General features: G+C 34.8%; 18 protein-coding genes and 1 pseudogene. 18 read left to right on the top strand and 1 reads right to left on the bottom strand.

Going from position 1 to position 17,918, the window contains the following annotated elements; genetic code table 11:
- Positions 1–54 precede the first annotated feature (54 nt).
- The 17 genes and pseudogenes from LMD38_RS27390 to LMD38_RS27310 all read left to right on the top strand — a co-directional run bounded on the left by LMD38_RS27390 (position 55) and on the right by LMD38_RS27310 (position 15,897).
- Entirely contained in the window at positions 55–2,406 is a 2,352-nt protein-coding gene (locus tag LMD38_RS27390) for a hypothetical protein (protein WP_000695235.1), read from the top strand.
- Positions 2,407–2,536: 130 nt separating this feature from the next.
- Positions 2,537–2,698 carry a hypothetical protein gene (locus LMD38_RS27385; protein ID WP_000358425.1) on the top strand — a complete coding sequence of 54 codons (162 nt, stop codon included), beginning with the start codon at positions 2,537–2,539 and terminating at the stop codon, positions 2,696–2,698.
- Positions 2,699–2,976: 278 nt separating this feature from the next.
- A protein-coding gene (locus LMD38_RS27380; RefSeq protein WP_085963576.1) for an IS3-like element ISBce15 family transposase occupies positions 2,977–4,337 on the top strand; the annotation gives its coding sequence in 2 pieces (ribosomal slippage) (positions 2,977–3,433 and positions 3,433–4,337; 1,362 coding nt in all).
- 558 nt (positions 4,338–4,895) lie between these two features.
- A complete protein-coding gene (gene cpaB, locus LMD38_RS27375) occupies positions 4,896–5,756 on the top strand; it encodes a Flp pilus assembly protein CpaB (RefSeq protein ID WP_000804794.1) in 861 nt (286 codons plus the stop codon).
- Between the two features lie 16 nt (positions 5,757–5,772).
- A complete protein-coding gene (locus tag LMD38_RS27370; protein WP_000442124.1) occupies positions 5,773–6,594 on the top strand; it encodes an AAA family ATPase in 822 nt (273 codons plus the stop codon).
- Positions 6,595–6,609: 15 nt separating this feature from the next.
- On the top strand, positions 6,610–8,046 hold the full coding sequence (locus LMD38_RS27365; protein ID WP_000264621.1) for a TadA family conjugal transfer-associated ATPase: 1,437 nt from the start codon (positions 6,610–6,612) through the stop codon (positions 8,044–8,046).
- On the top strand, positions 8,039–8,971 hold the full coding sequence (locus LMD38_RS27360) for a hypothetical protein (protein WP_000555803.1): 933 nt from the start codon (positions 8,039–8,041) through the stop codon (positions 8,969–8,971). Before LMD38_RS27365 ends, LMD38_RS27360 begins: the two co-directional genes overlap by 8 nt.
- A 1-nt stretch (position 8,972) precedes the next feature.
- Positions 8,973–9,839, top strand: coding sequence for a hypothetical protein (locus tag LMD38_RS27355; protein WP_000201160.1), 867 nt, complete (start codon positions 8,973–8,975; stop codon positions 9,837–9,839).
- Between the two features lie 42 nt (positions 9,840–9,881).
- The gene (locus LMD38_RS27350) at positions 9,882–10,085 is read left to right on the top strand and encodes a hypothetical protein (RefSeq protein WP_000956355.1); all 204 of its coding nucleotides are present in this window, start codon (positions 9,882–9,884) and stop codon (positions 10,083–10,085) included.
- Positions 10,086–10,151: 66 nt separating this feature from the next.
- Positions 10,152–10,355, top strand: coding sequence for a hypothetical protein (locus LMD38_RS27345; RefSeq protein ID WP_000900859.1), 204 nt, complete (start codon positions 10,152–10,154; stop codon positions 10,353–10,355).
- Positions 10,356–10,427: 72 nt separating this feature from the next.
- Positions 10,428–10,634 carry a hypothetical protein gene (locus LMD38_RS27340; RefSeq protein WP_000879954.1) on the top strand — a complete coding sequence of 69 codons (207 nt, stop codon included), beginning with the start codon at positions 10,428–10,430 and terminating at the stop codon, positions 10,632–10,634.
- 71 nt (positions 10,635–10,705) lie between these two features.
- Positions 10,706–11,311: a WxL domain-containing protein gene (locus LMD38_RS27335; protein ID WP_001212542.1), complete on the top strand. Its 606-nt coding sequence runs from the start codon at positions 10,706–10,708 to the stop codon at positions 11,309–11,311.
- 70 nt (positions 11,312–11,381) lie between these two features.
- Positions 11,382–12,467 carry a DUF916 domain-containing protein gene (locus LMD38_RS27330; RefSeq protein ID WP_000844611.1) on the top strand — a complete coding sequence of 362 codons (1,086 nt, stop codon included), beginning with the start codon at positions 11,382–11,384 and terminating at the stop codon, positions 12,465–12,467.
- Positions 12,468–12,498: 31 nt separating this feature from the next.
- A pseudogene (locus LMD38_RS27325) lies at positions 12,499–14,424 on the top strand (WxL domain-containing protein).
- A 34-nt stretch (positions 14,425–14,458) separates the two neighbouring features.
- On the top strand, positions 14,459–15,004 hold the full coding sequence (locus LMD38_RS27320; RefSeq protein ID WP_000029927.1) for a hypothetical protein: 546 nt from the start codon (positions 14,459–14,461) through the stop codon (positions 15,002–15,004).
- Positions 15,001–15,624, top strand: coding sequence for a hypothetical protein (locus LMD38_RS27315; RefSeq protein ID WP_001088469.1), 624 nt, complete (start codon positions 15,001–15,003; stop codon positions 15,622–15,624). The genes LMD38_RS27320 and LMD38_RS27315 overlap by 4 nt, the downstream gene beginning before the upstream one ends.
- A gap of 111 nt (positions 15,625–15,735) precedes the next feature.
- The gene (locus LMD38_RS27310) at positions 15,736–15,897 is read left to right on the top strand and encodes a hypothetical protein (RefSeq protein WP_000130911.1); all 162 of its coding nucleotides are present in this window, start codon (positions 15,736–15,738) and stop codon (positions 15,895–15,897) included.
- Positions 15,898–16,171: 274 nt separating this feature from the next.
- On the opposite strand, the gene LMD38_RS27305 is transcribed toward LMD38_RS27310, so the two are convergent.
- Positions 16,172–16,987 carry a hypothetical protein gene (locus tag LMD38_RS27305; RefSeq protein WP_001165542.1) on the bottom strand — a complete coding sequence of 272 codons (816 nt, stop codon included), beginning with the start codon at positions 16,985–16,987 and terminating at the stop codon, positions 16,172–16,174.
- A gap of 348 nt (positions 16,988–17,335) precedes the next feature.
- Between LMD38_RS27305 and LMD38_RS27300 the strand changes: the two genes are divergently transcribed.
- Positions 17,336–17,887: a hypothetical protein gene (locus tag LMD38_RS27300; RefSeq protein ID WP_001027668.1), complete on the top strand. Its 552-nt coding sequence runs from the start codon at positions 17,336–17,338 to the stop codon at positions 17,885–17,887.
- The last annotated feature ends 31 nt before the right edge of the window (positions 17,888–17,918 follow it).

Raw genomic sequence — 17,918 nt, 5'->3', positions numbered from 1 at the left:
GTACCTAACCAATGGTACAGGTTTGTCCTTTTTTATGTTTTAGGGGGGGAAATAATGAAAATAAAAAGTAAACTACTGTTGGTTTGTACTTCTGTTTTATTAGCGATGCCTACAATGGTCGAGGCAAAAAATGCCGATGTACCTTTTCTGAATGGAAATGAGGATAAGTTTCTTAAGTCAAAAGATTTACAAATGCAAGGTAAATTCTATCGATTTGGAAGAGATTATGCACCACCTGGTATAGATTTAGCGTACAAAGGAGACCTTCACTATCCGGCTGTTTACAATGGTTCTTTTAGTTTTGAAAACCCACAAGCAAACTTGGTACAACGAGAAGACCTAAGTGAGCCTTATGTGCGGATTTCAAACGATGGTTATTGGAATAAGGCTGTCACAGTGGGAGATCGGATGGTTACAGAAATCGAAAGAGTGAATAATGGTGTTATATCTGATAAATATTGGGGAAATCCTAAATTTGTTTTAGATAATATAAACAGTCATGTCATTTTTAATAATACAGGTTCTGAGAATTATGGAGCATTTTACTGGATTCGTGATATAGCTTACCTTTCTGGTGGATATGCAGGTGCTGGCGGCGTAAATGGAATAAATAAATATAACCTATGGTATGTACGATCTAGTAAACCTGAAATAAAAGATTTTAAAGCTTCTAATGGTAAGAAGGATACACCTGTTAAGTTTACATTTTACGGTTTCGAGTACGTAAGTAAAGATAAAGGATATACAGAACGTGGTCCCAAACTCGATATAGGTAACCCTTATTCATCGATAGCGGGTGAACGGAATCGTGTGAAATGGCTGTTGGATATCACTAAAAATGGTGAAAAAGTGCATCATCAAGAAAATTACTTGCGCTCAACGCCACAAAAAGATAATCAAAAACCAAATGAAGGTGATGCAGGACGATTTACGAAAGAAGATATAAGGTGGCAACCTCAGATGTGTGGTCGATATACGGCAAAATTAAAAATTATTGATGGAGTTCAAAGGGACTCAAATGAGAAAACAGTTGATTTCATTGTAGATGGAAACTGTGGTACAGAAGTAACACCTAATCCAGATCCAGGTGATGAAGATGATTTTAAATATAAAATTGATTTCTCTGCTGACCGAATTGAAGGAGAAACAGCAAGAGAAGGAAAGAATATAAAAACAAGAATAGATGTATCACGTGATAATTTTAAACCGGAACGTGACCAATATAGAGCAAAGGTGAATAATAATATTAATAAATCTCAACAGGAAGTATATAGCGCTGAATCAGGTAGGGACAGTGCACAGTCTAGTTTGAGTTATTGTCGTCGTAATCCAATTCATGAGAAAGATGAAAAAGGCAATGATTACTACATTGATAGAGACTGTTCTTGGGAAGAAAATAGATTAGACGATGCTGCAAATAGGCTAGATACAGCAAGACAGAAACTAGAAAAAGAGAAAAATAAAATTAAAAAGTTAGATTCATTAGAAGCAAAATATGCAAATCCTGAAACAGTAGTCGTGCTCAAGCATAACGGACAACAAGTAGCGTCACAACAGGTAAGGTTAACTGAGGGAGAAAAGAAAACCTTGAACCTTGGCTGGCAACATAAGGGGAAAGGAACAATTCAGGCAGAAATTAACCCTGCTGGTAACCGTCTAGATATAGAAGAAACCACATACAAAAATAATCCTATTAAAACAGCTATCTATGCACCATCTCATGAAAAGGGGATGTGCGGAGTAACGAGTGTAAAAGGTGTGGTAGAAACAGTAAGTGAACGTGTGTCAAAAGAGGACACAGTGGGAGAAATGTTCTATGAAACATTAAGTGGAAGTATTGATAATTTAGAACCATCTAAGCTCCATTCGGGGTATGGTTTTTCTTATGAAGTTAATGGAAAATACAAAAATGATTGGAATACCAATTATCCAGGTGTATTTACAAAAGCAACGGCACAGTATCCATTTGCAGATGAAGGACTAAAAACAGCATATGATTTAGAGAGTGTTTCTAATAATGGCTTAACATCAAAATTCCTACCTAAAAATATGTATTTGTCTGAAGTAACAGGACATGTCTTTGATAGTAAAAGACCAACTAAGTCTTTATATTGGGATGGGAAGGAAAAAATTATTGATGGCCAACGCAAATGGTATGCGCCATTAAAAACAAAAGATGGAAAATATTCGTTCAATGTTGAAACAAACCCAGCAGGTGTGAATGAAATGAGTTTGTGCCTGACAGATGAAGTTGAAATTAAAGGTGTTGCGTACGATGATTTTAAAAAGAGAAGGGTGCTTGCGGATCTTCCATTCCCTGTGCAAACACCAGGTTGGAATTGGGTTGGAAAGGAAAATATTATTACTGATTTATCAAATTGGTACTATATGAAGAATAGAAATTAGTTAAATAGTATTGTATAATGACTTGAATCGACAAAAGTATATAATCCTTCTTGACTAGTAGCTGAATGGATAAACCAAAGGCACACCCCTTAATGGGGTGTGCCTTTTTTCATAGAAAGGGGAAATTTGAGTGGATAAAAAGAAAAAGCAGCGTGTGAGACGAGTAATTTTTCTTGGAGTAATCGCAATGATTGTATCGTTATATATTGGAAATGAATTTCAAGATCGGAATGGGACAAGTTATGCTCCTGCAGAGTATTTTGAAACAGGAACAAAATTGATTTCGTTTTAATAATAATGTCTTTATTATCAACTATCGCGGATAAATCTGCATGACATGTACAATAGTTGATGTTATAATAAGTGTAGAAGTATTATAACAATAGTTTTTGCATAAACTAAAGAAGACGAGATGCTCCAACATCTCGCCTTATGTAACTGTTACCGCAAGGTGGCTAGTTACTAAAAAAGTTTATTTTTTCTTAGAACCGCCCTTCACACGCTTGCAGGCATTTGAACCGCACCCAATTTGTTAGACAAATAACTAACAATTGGAGGTGCGGTTTTATTATGTCTAGAAAATATAAATTCGAATTAAAAAGAAATGCCGTTGAACATTATTTAAATACAAATGATTCTTTTAAAGTGACTGCCAAAAAATATCAAGTCAGTATATCGTTATTAAAAGAGTGGGTGGCACGTACTAGAGAACAAGGAATAGAGTCCTTAAACTCTAAATGTACAAGGTATGACATTCAGTTTAAAATGGAAGTATTGAATTTTATGAACAATACAGGAGCTTCGCCCCTACAAGCGGCCGCTATGTTCAACGTTCCATCTCCTCGTACCGTTAGGAAGTGGCGATCAATGCTAGAATCACAGGGGATAGATGCTCTTCGTAAAACAAGTAAGGGGTACTCCACTGTGAAGAAGAAACAGGCTATTGCACCTAAGAAAAAACAAAATATTAACTCTCAAAATGATTTACAAAAAGAAATTGAATACTTACGCATGGAAAATGCTTATTTAAAAAAGTTACACGCCTTAATTCAACAAAAACAACAATCTCTGAAAAAGACAAAGCACACATAATATATGAGTTAAGGCATGAATATAAAATTATCGACTTGATTAAAGCGGCTGAAATGGCTCGTAGTACATATTATTACTGGGTGAAACAAATGAGTCGTGAAGATAAATATAACGAGGTTAAAGAAAGTATTAAGCAGATTTTTCAGGAACACCAAGGGCGATATGGCTATAGGCGTATCACACTTGAATTACGTAATCAGGGCTATACCATTAACCACAAAACCGTCCTTCGCTTAATGAATCAATTAGGGTTAAAATCGTTGGTAAGAATCACTAAATACCGCTCTTATCGCGGGAAGGTTGGGAAGGTAGCGCCAAATGTCTTGAAGCGTGATTTCAAGGCCTCTAAGCCTAATGAAAAGTGGGTTACAGATGTTACTGAAGTTCATTTGTTTGGTGAAAAACTCTACCTATCTCCTATTCTAGACTTGTTTAATGGTGAGATTATTTCCTATAATATTGAGAAACGCCCTACATTCCTTCTAGTCGAAAGGATGTTAGATAAGGCTTTAAAATGCTTGGATAAAGAAGATACTCCTATCCTTCATTCAGATCAAGGTTGGCACTATCAAATGGATAGATATCAATATATTTTAAGAGAAAATAATATAACTCAAAGTATGTCCCGTAAGGGAAATTGCTTAGATAATGCAGTCATTGAAAATTTCTTTGGCTTATTAAAATCTGAATTACTTTATCTTAAAGATTTTGAAAGTATGGAACACTTTAGGGAAGAACTAGAGAATTATATTTATTATTACAATAATAAAAGGATTAAGGCAAAATTAAAAGGATTGCCTCCTGTAAAATACAGAATTCAATCCTTATTAGCTGCTTAAATATATGTCTAACTTTTCGGGTCCAGTTCACATTGTGGGTGGTTCTTTTCGTTTTTCGTCGCTTTTTTTGTGCTTTCTTCCAAGACGTTGATAGGTATTTACCTACTCGTTTTGCAAAAAATACAGCGACTTCTCTAGCAATTACTTTTAAAATTTCAATTGCTATCGTGAAAAGTATTTCCATGCGATCACCTCCTTTCTCCATAAAATGAAAGAGAAAGGAAAGCAACCAACCACCCTGAAATATTCAGTTACGTTATATTAATTATACCATATTTACGGGTGGGTTAATAGCTTGAAAACCTTGATATGACAATGTTTTTAAGGGTTTTTGAGGTTTGAAATCAGAGGCTTGAAATGGTAAAAATAATATTTTTTTTAGAAATGATTGACATATAACTCTATATATCATAATATTGAAATTGTAATATTAAAGAAACCAAATCCAACATTTTCATATAGACTTTAGATTAGCTAAAAGGACACACCTAAGGCGCATTATGCCATAGGTGTGTCCTTTTTTTGCGTTTAAAGGCTACATAAGGAGGAATACAAACATTGAAGCCATCTAAGTTTCAAAAGAAGCAGATTGTTGCGGTAGGTCTAGCCGCTGCAACAGTAGCGGGTATCTATGGATACAATCATTTCGCAGTAGAAAATGCTGTAAAACCAACAAAGATTGTTGTAGCCGCAAAGGATATACCTGCACATACAGAAATTAAAGAAGACATGCTAGTGGAACGAACTTTACCTGGTGATGCGATTCCCCCAAATGCATTACGTGTAAATAAAAAAGAGGTTGTAGGTAAGTGGACAAATGATGGGCAACCCATTACAGAAAATAGCTATCTCTTTAAAAACAAAGTAGTAAAGAAAGAGGAGTTACCGGACTCTGCTATTTTAAATTTGAACGATGGAGAAGTTGCTTTCCCGTTACTCGTTGATTTGGAAACAAGTTCAGGGAATAGTATTATCCCAAACACGTATGTGGACTTGTATTTCAAACAAGTTGTGAAAGAAGGGGACAATGAGAAGGTTGTCTTTGGTGGTCTGTTCCAACGTGTACGTGTGACGGCTGCAAAAGATAGCAATACAGAAGATGCATTTGTGCTAGAAAAGAAAGAATCAAAAGAGGAACAAGAAGGAAAACAAAAGCCTAAAGTAACGCGATTATACACACTGGCTGTTTCCCCTGAACAACTTCAATACTTAAATCGTGCAAAAACACTTGGAGATGTCATTCCTGTTGCAGTTGGACAAAAGGTGGAGCAAACAGGGAAAGAATTAGAACCAGCTGAAGGATTCTCACAAATATCTGATCAAAAGAACATTTTAGACTATGTAGAGAAGCATTCGACTAATCCAATTTCTAAAAATGTAAAAGAGTATGTAGCACAGTATCTGAATGAATCTAAGTAAGAAAGGGGTTATTAAGATGGAGCGGCAAACAAGAATCATTGCCTTTTATGCAACAAACGAAAATGTAGGGAAAAGCACATTAAGTATTGCGATGGCAAATGAATTAGCTCATTTAGGGAAAAAGGTGCTTTATGTTGAAGCAGACCAAGTAAGACCTAGTTTTGCGGTTGGAACTGGTCTTAGCCACGATAGTAAAAACATCTTAGAACTTGTAAGAAAAGAAAATGAATACAATCTCTCGCAATATATTTGTACCAAGCAAGATTTATTAGAGAGAAAAATGAATCCAAGGTTGATGCAAAAATTGCACGATAAGATGGATTTTCTAGTGTTTCCATCAGGTTATAACTTAGCTCAATTCCCAGAGATTCAAAACAAAGAACTGTTTGTAACGACATTTATAGAATCACTTGTAGATACAGAATACGATTCTATCATTCTATCAGTACCAACTGAATTATCTGAGGTTCTGAGTTATCCAATCCTATACCAATCAGACCTTGTAATTCATGTGTTAAACGGCAACCCTCGTGGTGCAATAGCAATTAAAAGAGAATTACAACTACTAGAAGAAGCAAAGCTAACATTGCCTCGTATGATTCATGTTTTAAATATGGGAGATGAGGATTGTGTAGAAGATATTGAAAAGCTTTCTTCCCAAAAAATTGCGGTGACAATTCCGTATGACAGGGATCGTACGAGTTATGAATGGGGGATGCAGTTTGGTTCCCCGCAAATTAATACAAAGGTCCATCACATTATGGAAGCAGCTGGTCTTGATATTCCAACCCAGCATACATCCTCTATGAAAAAGGGTCTCTTTGGTTTACGAAATTAAAAGGGAGGCAGTAGTATGTGGGGCTATTTACAGGGAAAACAAGTCGCCTTAAAGCGAAATCGAGTTGATTTATATCATTTTGGTTATATGATTCGTTCCAAATCAGCTCGAAAGTTAGGAACAACTACAGCTCAACAAATTAAAGATATCACGGATGAAATTCGTGCATTTTTAGTAAAAGACCATCGTGATATTTTAAGCGAATCTTTTATGAATAAAGAAAAGAGAGCAGCTGTAGAACAAATCATTAAAAGCTTTCTATTAAGTAATCAAGTCGTCATTTCAGATGTACCTTCTGAACAATTATTAAATATGGTATGTGATGATATTGTGGGATTTGGAATTATAGAACCTTTAAAAGAAGATCAGGATGTAACCGATATTTATATCAATGGTACAAAAGAAATTATTTACGAAAAAATTGGAGAGGGAGAGTTAACATTCCCTTACCGATTTGAGACGGAAGAAGAGGTAAAGGCTTTAGCCTATAAGATGGTAAATAGTACGTCAGAGTCATTAAATACAGCAAAACCATATGTGGACTGCGTGTTTCCCTATATCCGTATCAATATTGCTTTAGATGAACTTGGGGGACTCGGGACAACAATAACGATTCGTAAGAATGCAGATCATCTTCGTGCTTCTGAAGAGCGAATGTTATCTACTAATCAAGCGTCAAAAGAGATGTTGGGCTTTTTGGCTGCAGCCGTGAAAGCCAAAATGAATATTCTAGTCGCTGGAGCAACAGGGACAGGGAAATCAGAGTTTATGAAATTTCTTGCTTCTCATATTCCGAAAGGAAAGAAAAAAGAACGTACTCTTGTAGTAGAAGATAACCCTGAATTATATTTGCATCGAATTTTTCCAGAACATCACTTTGTTCCGATGCAATGTAGGGCATCGGAAGTAGAAGAAAATGCAATTGATTTTGATAGATTGTTAACGAATGCACTACGTCAAGGACCAAAGCGATTAATTGTAGGGGAATCGAGGGGTAAAGAAGCATTAAAAATGATTAACTTTTTCCAAACAGGCCATCCTGGCTTTACCTCTGTCCATGCAAGAAGTGCCATAGAAGCAGTCAGACGTTTAATGCTCATGTGTCTGCAAAGTGGTGCGAATATTGATGCCCAGTATTTATATGAATTAATTTCACAGACATTCGATGTGATTGTCTTTTTAGAAAAGAAAGATGATGGGAATCGTTATATTACAGAGATGATTGAATTATTAGATTATCGAGGTGATATACAGTTTAATGAACTTTCTCAGTTTATCCCGACATACGAGGAACAGGATGAGATAAATGAAAACATAGGAAAAATTCATGGACAGCACATTATTACAGGGAAAATGTCAGCTAAATTGGAGAAAAAATTCCGTTCTGCTACTTCTGTAAATCCAGCTCTTTATGCACCGTTCCTATCACAACAGGAGGTGCAGTATGCATAGTTTGTTCGCCTATGGATGTATATTATTAATCTTTATTAGTGTAGTATTACTTGTTTTACTTTTTGCAAAATCTAAAGGTTCTGCACTTTCCCAATTTGTACAAGAAAATGAGAAAGAAGAAAGGCGCTTGGAATTAAGGAATATTAAAGGCATACGAATGTATCTTCCACAATCTGTTATCCAAGAAGCCCAAAAGTACGAGTGGAAATTGACGAAAAGCATGTACTGGGTATATACGATTCTTTCCGGAATGAGTATAGCAGCAATATTCTACTTCTCCTTTGGAAGAGATCCTTTTACACTGATTTCTGCTTTATGTGGATTTTTAGTTCCGAAATTTCTTCTCTATCGAAGAAAAAAACGTTACTACTTAGTTGTCATTGACCGTCTTTCTATTTATATGAAGGCAGTAGCGAATGCGCTTCAAATTAGTAATAACGCTAAACGCGTGTTAGTACAAGTAAAGCCAATGATGCACGAGAGCATTCAAGAAGAAATAGAAAAAGTTTCTCTTTTATTAGAAGGTGGAACTACAATGCACCGTGCATTTAAAGGATTCAATGAAACTTTTAATTTTAGAGAATTGGTTTTCTTCCATGAAATGTTGGAAGTGTGTAGTCGAGAAGGCGGATCGAATTCAGTACAAGTCTTATTAGATATTGCAGAAGATTTCGAAAAACAAAAGTTATATTTGGCAAGATTACGTTCTAGTTTGTCACAAGCACAACGTGCGTTTGTACAGAATTGCTTAATCGTGATTGCCATGCCGATTGTGATTATGTTGATGTCAAAAGAAGCATATGGATTTGTAGCAGGCTCTATGATGGGGAAAATTGCATTAGCGGTAAATATGTTCATTGTATTTTTCTTAGCGACCCGTGTAGAAAAGATTGCAAATTATAATCCAACAGAAAGAGGGGAATAAATTGGCTACGATTCTAGCTTTAGTGGTATTCGTTGTCATGTACTGGGTATTCTCTACCTTTCTACAAAGTAAAAAAGACAGCGGTAGCCTACTTACAAACTATGTAGAAAATGCAAAACGAATTGAAAAAAAGAATTTAAATCAAATGATGCTCGCTCCCTTCCAGTCGCTATCACATAAGTATCTGACAGAAGAAAAGAAAGAGCTGATCCAGAAAAAATTAGAAGAAGCTGGTTTGGATACGAAACCAGAAGAATATTTGAAAATGAAGGTAGCATATCCCATCATTTTCACCTCTGTTTTCTTGATATGTACAGTGTTTCACGATTACTACTTATTTAAAGTGGGCGTTTTGATTTCACCACTGCTTTATTTCTATCCAGATTATCTATTAAAGATAAGAATCAAGCAGGCGATAGAAGCAAGGAAGTTCGAATTACCGGAGTATTTAATTCCTATGCTGCAGTTGTTAAAAACACATACAACATTAGAAGCAGTAAAAAAGGCGCAGATATATGCTGGAAGACATCTTCGACCGTATGTATCTACACTTACAGCGGAATTAGAAATGTATGCGGGTTCGGATCAACCATTTAGAAACTTTGCAGCAGCCTTAAATAGTCCAGAAGTTAATACTTTTACGATTGCGTTACAACAAGCACAAAAAACGGACAAGGTACAAAGTCTTCGTATTATGGATGCACAGATTAAAATGATGCGTGAGTTAAAACATGAGAACTATAACCGTCTCATTCAGAATAAGCCAATGGAAATGAATAAATTTAACGTTGCGCTTATTGGATGTATGCTTACTTCTCCGATGGTCATTCTTATTCAATCCTTAATGCAAGGATTTGCAAGTATATAGAAAAACATTATTCAAAATGGAATAGGTAAAGGAGCAAAATATATGTTAACGAAAATGAAGAATTGGTTAAAAAATGAAGACTCACAATTATCATCAGAAAATGGTATGTTAATCGCCTTGGCGGTAATTATTGTGCTAGTAATTGGACCATTTGTATGGAAAGCAATCCAAGGTGGCTATGATACAATTCTAGCTCGATTCACAAAAGCATCAAGCAATGCAGATGTGAATACATGGAACAAGTAATAGAAGTTTTAGATGAATGATGCTTATTACGTATAGATCAAATAAATGGATAAGGGAGATTCAATCATGTTAGGAAAAATGAAGAATTGGTTAAAAAATGAGGATTCACAGTTATCATCAGAAAACGGTATGTTAATTGCCTTGGCGGTCATTATCGTATTAGTAATTGGACCGTTTGTATGGAAAGCAATCCAAGGTGGTTATGATACGATCCTGGCAAGATTCACAAAAGCATCAAGCAATGCGGACGTGAATTCTTGGAATAAGTAATAAAAGATTTTAATAGTTAAGTTCTTATTTTAGTAAATTCTTAAAATTGATATATAAAGGAGACGAAATGCAATGTTAGCAAAAATGAAAAATTGGTTAAAAAATGAGGATTCACAGTTATCATCAGAAAACGGTATGTTAATTGCCTTGGCGGTCATTATCGTATTAGTAATTGGGCCATTTGTATGGAAAGCAATCCAAGGTGGTTATGATACAATTCTAGCTCGATTCACAAAAGCATCAAGCAATGCGGATGTAGATTCTTGGAACAAAAAATAAATTTTGTTTGAAAATAAGAGGGGGCGTGTTTTATATAGCTCCCTCCTTTTAAAACATAAGGAGGTACTATGATGAGATTTAGTAAAGTGATGATTCCCACATTAGCAACATTAGCCCTTGGTATGTCACTAATGGGTACACCTGCAAGTGCAGCAACAACAGCTGATACAAAACTAAATCAAAGTATAACAGGTGGGGAACATAATATTGCTGTTACACCAGTTAGTAACTTTAACGCGGTAACACTAAGTGGAGAAACACAAGTGACACATGCAAATCCTGGTGTACTAACAGTGACAGATGCAACTGGTTCTGGGAATGGTTGGAGAATCAATGTAAAAGCAGATCAATTTAAAGTGAGTGGAGATGCAAAGTCAAATCGGACACTTCCAAAGGGTTCCTTAGTTTTGAATAGTGGTGGTGCTGCTATAACGAAAGTTGGAGGGACAAGTTCACCAAATCCGGAGTTTAAAACGACTAACTTTATTATAGATACTGATAATCAAGTTACGATTTTAAGTGCGAAAAAAGATGAAGGTATGGGGAAATATAATGTTAGTTTCAATGATAAGTCTCTAGCTTTAACGTTAAATCCACATAGTACGTATGTTGAGAATAAGGCTGGTGCTACATCATATGAGTCAAAACTGACATATTCTATTGTAACAGGACCTTAAAAGAAATTTATCATATAGAAGGGAATCACGTATGTATGATTCTCTTCTGTACATAGAAAGAAGGGGCAGAATGAAAAGCTATGTATATAAAATTTTAATTAGTATTTTGGTTGTGATTATATTCATTTTAAGTATAAGCTTAAAACCTTTTAAAGTAGTTTATGCAGAAGAAAAACAAGATAGTTTACCATTTGATGTAAGCATTCATGTCCCGGATAATCAACTAGGTGATATAAAAAATTATTTTAATTTACAGGTGAAAAAGAAACAGAATCAAACAGTAAAAATGGATGTACACAATAAAGCTAATACTCCAATCAAAGTCAATGTAAAAGTTGCTAACGCTCTCACCTCTACAAACGGAGGTATTATGTATGTACCAAATCGTGAAGTCTCACAAAGTATATTAACAGATACAGATTTCTATATGGATCAGTATGTACAAGCTCCTGACGCTGTTACTTTAGAGGGGAATCAAACGAAAACTATAGAGGTACATTTAACGACACCAAATCAAGCTGGAGTATTTTTGGGTGGATTATTATTTGAGTTAGCGCACGATACTAAAGGACAGAAGCTTGAAAAGGACGGATTGAACTTTTCTGTACATAATCGCATTGAATATGCGGTAGCAATACAATTGAATAGTGAAGAGACTGAAAATTCAGTTAATAAAACACCTCTTAAACTAAATGGCACAACTGTTGAATCTTATCCAACACAACCACAAGTCCATGCACTTATTCAAAATACAAATGCAAATATTGTAAGGGATGTAGCAGTTTACTATGAAGTTATATCCCAGGATAACGTTCTGTTTCATGGTAATATTCCAGCATTCAATGTAGCTCCAAAATCTAAGGTAGGATTAGCAATCCCATGGAAAGCGAAAGAATACAAAGATGGAAAGTATACACTAAAAGTCACTATAAAAGAGAATGGTATACCAAAAACATATACAGAACAGATACGCATAACTGCTTCTAATGTGACAGAGTATGCGGAACAAACAGGTGCAATAAAAGTGTTGCCTGGATATTCTAATCAAATATATATAATAGCCGCAGGTGTTTTCATATTAGTTATTTCAATGTTTGTATTTGTATGGTGGAGAAAGAAACATGAAAATCAGAAGGAGCAAAATAAGGCAGCATAGATAGCATAAAAATGGAATGGGGGAGGAAACAGTGAAATGGGGGAAGGTTCTTACTTCGATCATACTTTTAGGTGTATCGTGCTTAATTAGTGATTCAAAAGATAACTATGTATTAGCTGATCAAATAGTAAAACAGCAAAGTGGTATTCCAACACTCACTGCAAGTGGAAAAGAAAATGAAGTGAAGCTAGAATGGGCGATTGATATCTTAGAGCAGGACGTCTTATGGAAAATTGATTTTAATAACCCCAAAGACGTTAATTTGATGAGTGGTTGGGGAGAGTTTTACGGAAACGGGAATCAAAGTTTACAATCTGAAGTCTTTTATCCAAATGGTACAGATACTAGTGGATACAAGGTATTTGATACAAAATCGGGAGGGAATCGTGTCTTATATCCTTATACAGTAAGAGAGAGTTCCATTGCTGTTTTTAAGCGATTAAACGTACCTAATAATGCTTATATTTCAGCAACATTTAAAGCGAAGTCACAAGGGTTAGGGAGAATTAGTTTCTATGGTGATGGAAGCTGGGAAACAGGGAGAGAATTTGACTATTATAACGCTACTGTTTTAAAAGATGTTCCAGGTGGTTCAAAAGAAATAGAAATTAGTAATATCTCTTTGTTTCCAGAGAGGGAACCGGGTACCAACATACCAAGGGATAGAAGACATATAACTTCGGATATAAACAAAGATGTGTATCAAGATTCCCCTATGATTGAAAAGGTAATACCGTATCAGGATGGTTCTGGAAAGGGAAAGATAATATTAAATAGTCCTATTGTGACCCCGATGAAACAAGGTGATCGCCTAAAAACAAGAAAATGGGCAGCGCCTATCCAATTACCAAATAATCGTACGATCACAAAGAATGATTCTAATAAAGATATAAATGGATGGTCTACGTTTAGTATGAATACTCAAGTTGCAAATAATCCGTTTTATATTACCGAGCAACGAGGCGTAACTTTTTATATGCTTGCTTATTCAGAAGGGATTACCTATGTGGATGAGTTAAAAGTGGGATATGCATCGGAAGCGGAAGTATACAGGGGGAATCAGCAAATATATAAGGGCAGACTCTCTGACTATGTAGATAAAGAAGCAAAAGATCAGGCAGTGCCAACAACACCTGAAAGCTTTCAATTTGAAAATAGAGAACTGAAAGAAACTAAAGTAACGTTTGCCCCTGCTAAAGATGAAGGGAGTACCTATCATTATAAAATTCGTGGAGTTGGCAGGAATGGCGTTTCGGATTTTTCTAAGGAAGTTCCTGCAACTGTAACAAGTGGCGTAAAGGGATATGAATTTGTAGTGAACGATAAAGCAGATACATCGCTTGATAAAGTGAGTGGTGTTCAATTTACAAACCAGACTAGCATTCAGTTTCCAACTGATTATGCCAATCCACAATATGTACATATCCGAACAGTAGATAAAGCTGGGAATAAAAGTGTAACGAAGCATATTGCTACAACACAAAAAGGACGAGTAGACATGCTTACTGTTCCTAAAAGTGTAGAGTTTACTCCTATTCAACTAAATGGAGAAAAGCAAAATTCATTTGGTACATTAGGGAAACTCATGATACATGATAGTCGAAATCAAGCGGATGGATGGAAACTGAATATGACTATTTCTCCATTTACAGAGTCGAACATTGCAAAACAATTGCCAAAGGGTTCTCTATTCATAAAGAATCAAGTGAGTGTAACAAAATTAAAGGGGCCAGAGACAGGGAAACCTATTGTACAGATTCCAAATACACCTATTGATAATGGGGCAGCACACACTATTATCCGGGCTTCGAAAGATGTAGCAATTGGAGAATATCAACTCGATTTTGGTCTAAATGGATTGTAACTGCAGTTAGATCCAGGGACAACTTATGTAGGGAAGAATCGGCAAGCTACTTATACTTCTACGGTCACTTGGTCTCTAGTGAGTGGACCGTAAGAATTTATCAAAACAGAAAAAAAGGAGAAAAATTATGAGTATTTATGTAATAGGAATACTACTAGGATATATGGCCCTGAATGTATTTACTGATTTGAAATATAGAAAAACGAAAAATATATGGCATTTGCTATTTTTAATTGTAGGTATAGGAATCACGCATTTTGCTGGAATAAGAACAGGAAAAGAGATTGTGATTGTACTAGTTATGGCATTAGCGTGTGGTTTGTTGTTAGAAACATTTAAATTTTCTTCACCTGGTGATACAAAAATGCTTGTGGTGGTAGCTATATATGTTAGTAATTTAGTCGAAGAATCAGCAATCCTTACTGCTATTACATTAACTGCTTTCCATTTACTATTCTTTTGGGTTGCTAGTGTGTATCGATTAATTAAAATTTTAGGGTTTGTGGGAGCGTTTAGAGATCAATTGGAGCATGCTGCTTCTATATTTGGGGCAAAACTACCAAAGAAAGAAATACAGCTGATACAGAGCTTTCCGGGGGCTTGTTCTATTTTATTAGGAGCAATTGTATATGTTGCTTTCACTATTTATCAAAACGGAGGTATTTTAGCTTGAATAGTAGAATCATTCATCAAAGAGAAACGTATATTTACTTCACGATATTCGCATTAGTAGGGGTACTTATTACCAATATGTTTATTAATATGGTGTTTATACTAGCGTATCCGTTACTTATCGGATTAATTGTACAGGTTGTCTTGCTTCAGAAGATAAAAAAACCGTTTTATCGGAGCGGAAAAGAATTAACGGAACAGTTAAAACTAAAAAACATATTCCTAGTAGAATCAAATATTTTAGGAGATGAAGAAGGAACAGTTTATGAGGTGCATCAAATGCCTTTTACATTCTCTAATGGATTAATTAATAAAGACAAGACTTATAAAGTGATAAAACAAGAGTATGAGAGAAAAGTCAAAGAGGATTTAACGAAAATTGCAAAATGGCAAGTTACAACAAAAGCTAGGCTTGTTACTACAACACATTTTCGTTTATATACAATTTGGCAGAAAAATAGTACAGGCTATCAATTAAAAAAAATAGAGGATTGTATTGATCCATATGCCAAGATGAACATTATACAATGGATGATTGCTTCCTTCTGTACGACTGGTCGTATTAAGTACGATAAAAAACCAAAAGAGTGGGCAAGTTATGAATGGATTACTTTAAGATAAATAAAAAAGACAGAAAAACTTCTGTCTTTTTTATTTTGGGCTTAAAATATGAAGTCAAAATGAATATATTAAATAGTGTAATAGATAAAACATTCGAAGGAGTAGATTTAATTGACTGATTTACCAATGATTTTAGGAATGCTATTTTGGTTAGGGTGGGCTTTATTCTGCTGTTTAGCTCTTTTTAGAGCAAAAGATGAAAATAAGTACTTAAAAAGCCTCATGTTTAGTATGTTTATGACTATGTTAGTAATTAAGATGGGTGGATATTAATAGAGAATGTGTAGGGGGAATTTCCTGCCGTGTAAAATTAGTAGTTATTTATTTATCCCCTAAAAAAAGATCTCCATATAAAATGGAGGTCTTTTAAAATGACGATGAGATATGACTCAATATCTCGTGTAGGATACTTTAATTATACATGATTTCAAGAAAATGAAAAAGAATATGCGCGATATAACTATAAAATATTTGAAATGCTAAATTGTTAAAAATAGTATGGTGGATATATAAAAGCATTCTTACTTAGTAAGAATGCTTTTATGATTTATGTAATTATTCTTCTTGGTTGTGACATTTTTATTGGAGAATCGATTTTAAGATCATCAGGTGCATCAGGTACAAATTCATCACAAAAATAATTATGATAATTTGCTATCCATGAATATTTTTTTAGTAATTTATGATTATTTGCATAGGTATGTAATGCACTTAAAATCTGATTACGATGTGTTTCTAAATGGGGGAAGAATGGTGTGAAATCCCCATTAAACGCTTCTTCCTCGTACAATTCAAATAAAACATATAGGTAATTTAAAAACCACTCTCCGTCCATATCCTCAAGCAGTTCAAAATAAAAAGGGTTATCATATTGTGATGGGTAATAAGCCATATATTTATGTACTTGTTCTATACTTTTTTCACCTAGAATAATTCTAGGATAAACAGCTACTGGAGATTCTAGTTTATATGCTGTAATCAATTCAGGGCCGAAAACAGTTTCTTCATCCATGAAGTGAGGACCAACACTTACTCCACCACGTATAAAGAATCCATCAAGCGCTAAAGAGAATTGATATTGTGCTAGGTTAAGGAAAGTAGTTCCTAATTCTCCCTCGCCATCTCCATAAATAGGCCATCCAATTACTACGTTGTCAGTAAAAACCTTAACCTTTGCTAGCGACAATTGATTGGTGATAGCGTGTCGAGCTTTGTTTAATGATGTATGTATCTGATTTAAAAATACATCTCCTTCGTCGGAATTAATCGCTTTCATGCCCAATTGCGAAAATCCTAATACATCGATAAAAGATACAACTGAAGGAATTAATCTTGGATTATTTGAATCATACCCTATTTGCAAAATATTCTACCTCCTTTATATATTTGTATTATACCGCTAAATACTATAAATATATAACGATACTTGATAATACTTAATAAATTTAATAATATATAACTATATTTATTGTTTAATTGATTCCGTTTATTCCCACACCTTATTGTGTTGTGGTTGAGTTGTAGAAGCAAGTTGCGCCTTGTTTCACTTATGAAAGGGCTTCTTTGAGCCGATTAGTGTATATATAGCTTATTTTGCTATGCACATTTTTAATCGACTTGAAGAAGCCCTTTTTGTGTTGTTTTCAAGTCTGTTTGATTGTTAGAACCCATTATTACACTGGGCAAAATTATTATTTAGGGGGATTTATTTATGAATATCAGTTATGAAGTATCTTTATTTTGTTCTGCACATCCAGATGAACTTATTCCAAGTTTACGTGCATTACGAATGAGAGTTACAAAAGAAGGAGCATTTTGGGAACGAGATTGTTATCAGTTTTCCATTAAACCATCAAACTTGTCACAGCGAGCAGCAAAACAAGCAGGGGAAATCTATTTGTATCATGTTCATTTTAATGGATGTGTACGGGATTTCCTTTTTTTATTGGAAAGATGTTTTAGAGGAACGAGTTTTCGCTTTACTGCTATCCGTGGTTTTTTAAATGTAGAAGGGTATTCACTTAAGAAATGGAAACCAATTCTACGTAACCACCACATAAACTCTGCAGATGTAGATTGTATTTTCAAGAAAGATGATCTTGTAATGATTGTGCATCATCATGGAGGTTTAGAGGTGGTTAAGCGTGCGGAAAAAGGCGAACAATTAAAAAAAGTAAACTTCTTAGAGGTAGATAGCTGGTTACAAGCACTAAATCCGACAAAAGAGGATCTATTCTCTTTAACAGGTGTGAGTGTATCGTAATGAGTAATTTACATAACTATATGGAAGTGTA

The sequence above is a fragment of the Bacillus pacificus genome, assembly GCF_020861345.1.
GTDB classification, from domain to species: Bacteria; Bacillota; Bacilli; order Bacillales; family Bacillaceae_G; genus Bacillus_A; species Bacillus_A pacificus.
This window is presented reverse-complemented; position numbering and strand designations above follow the sequence as displayed.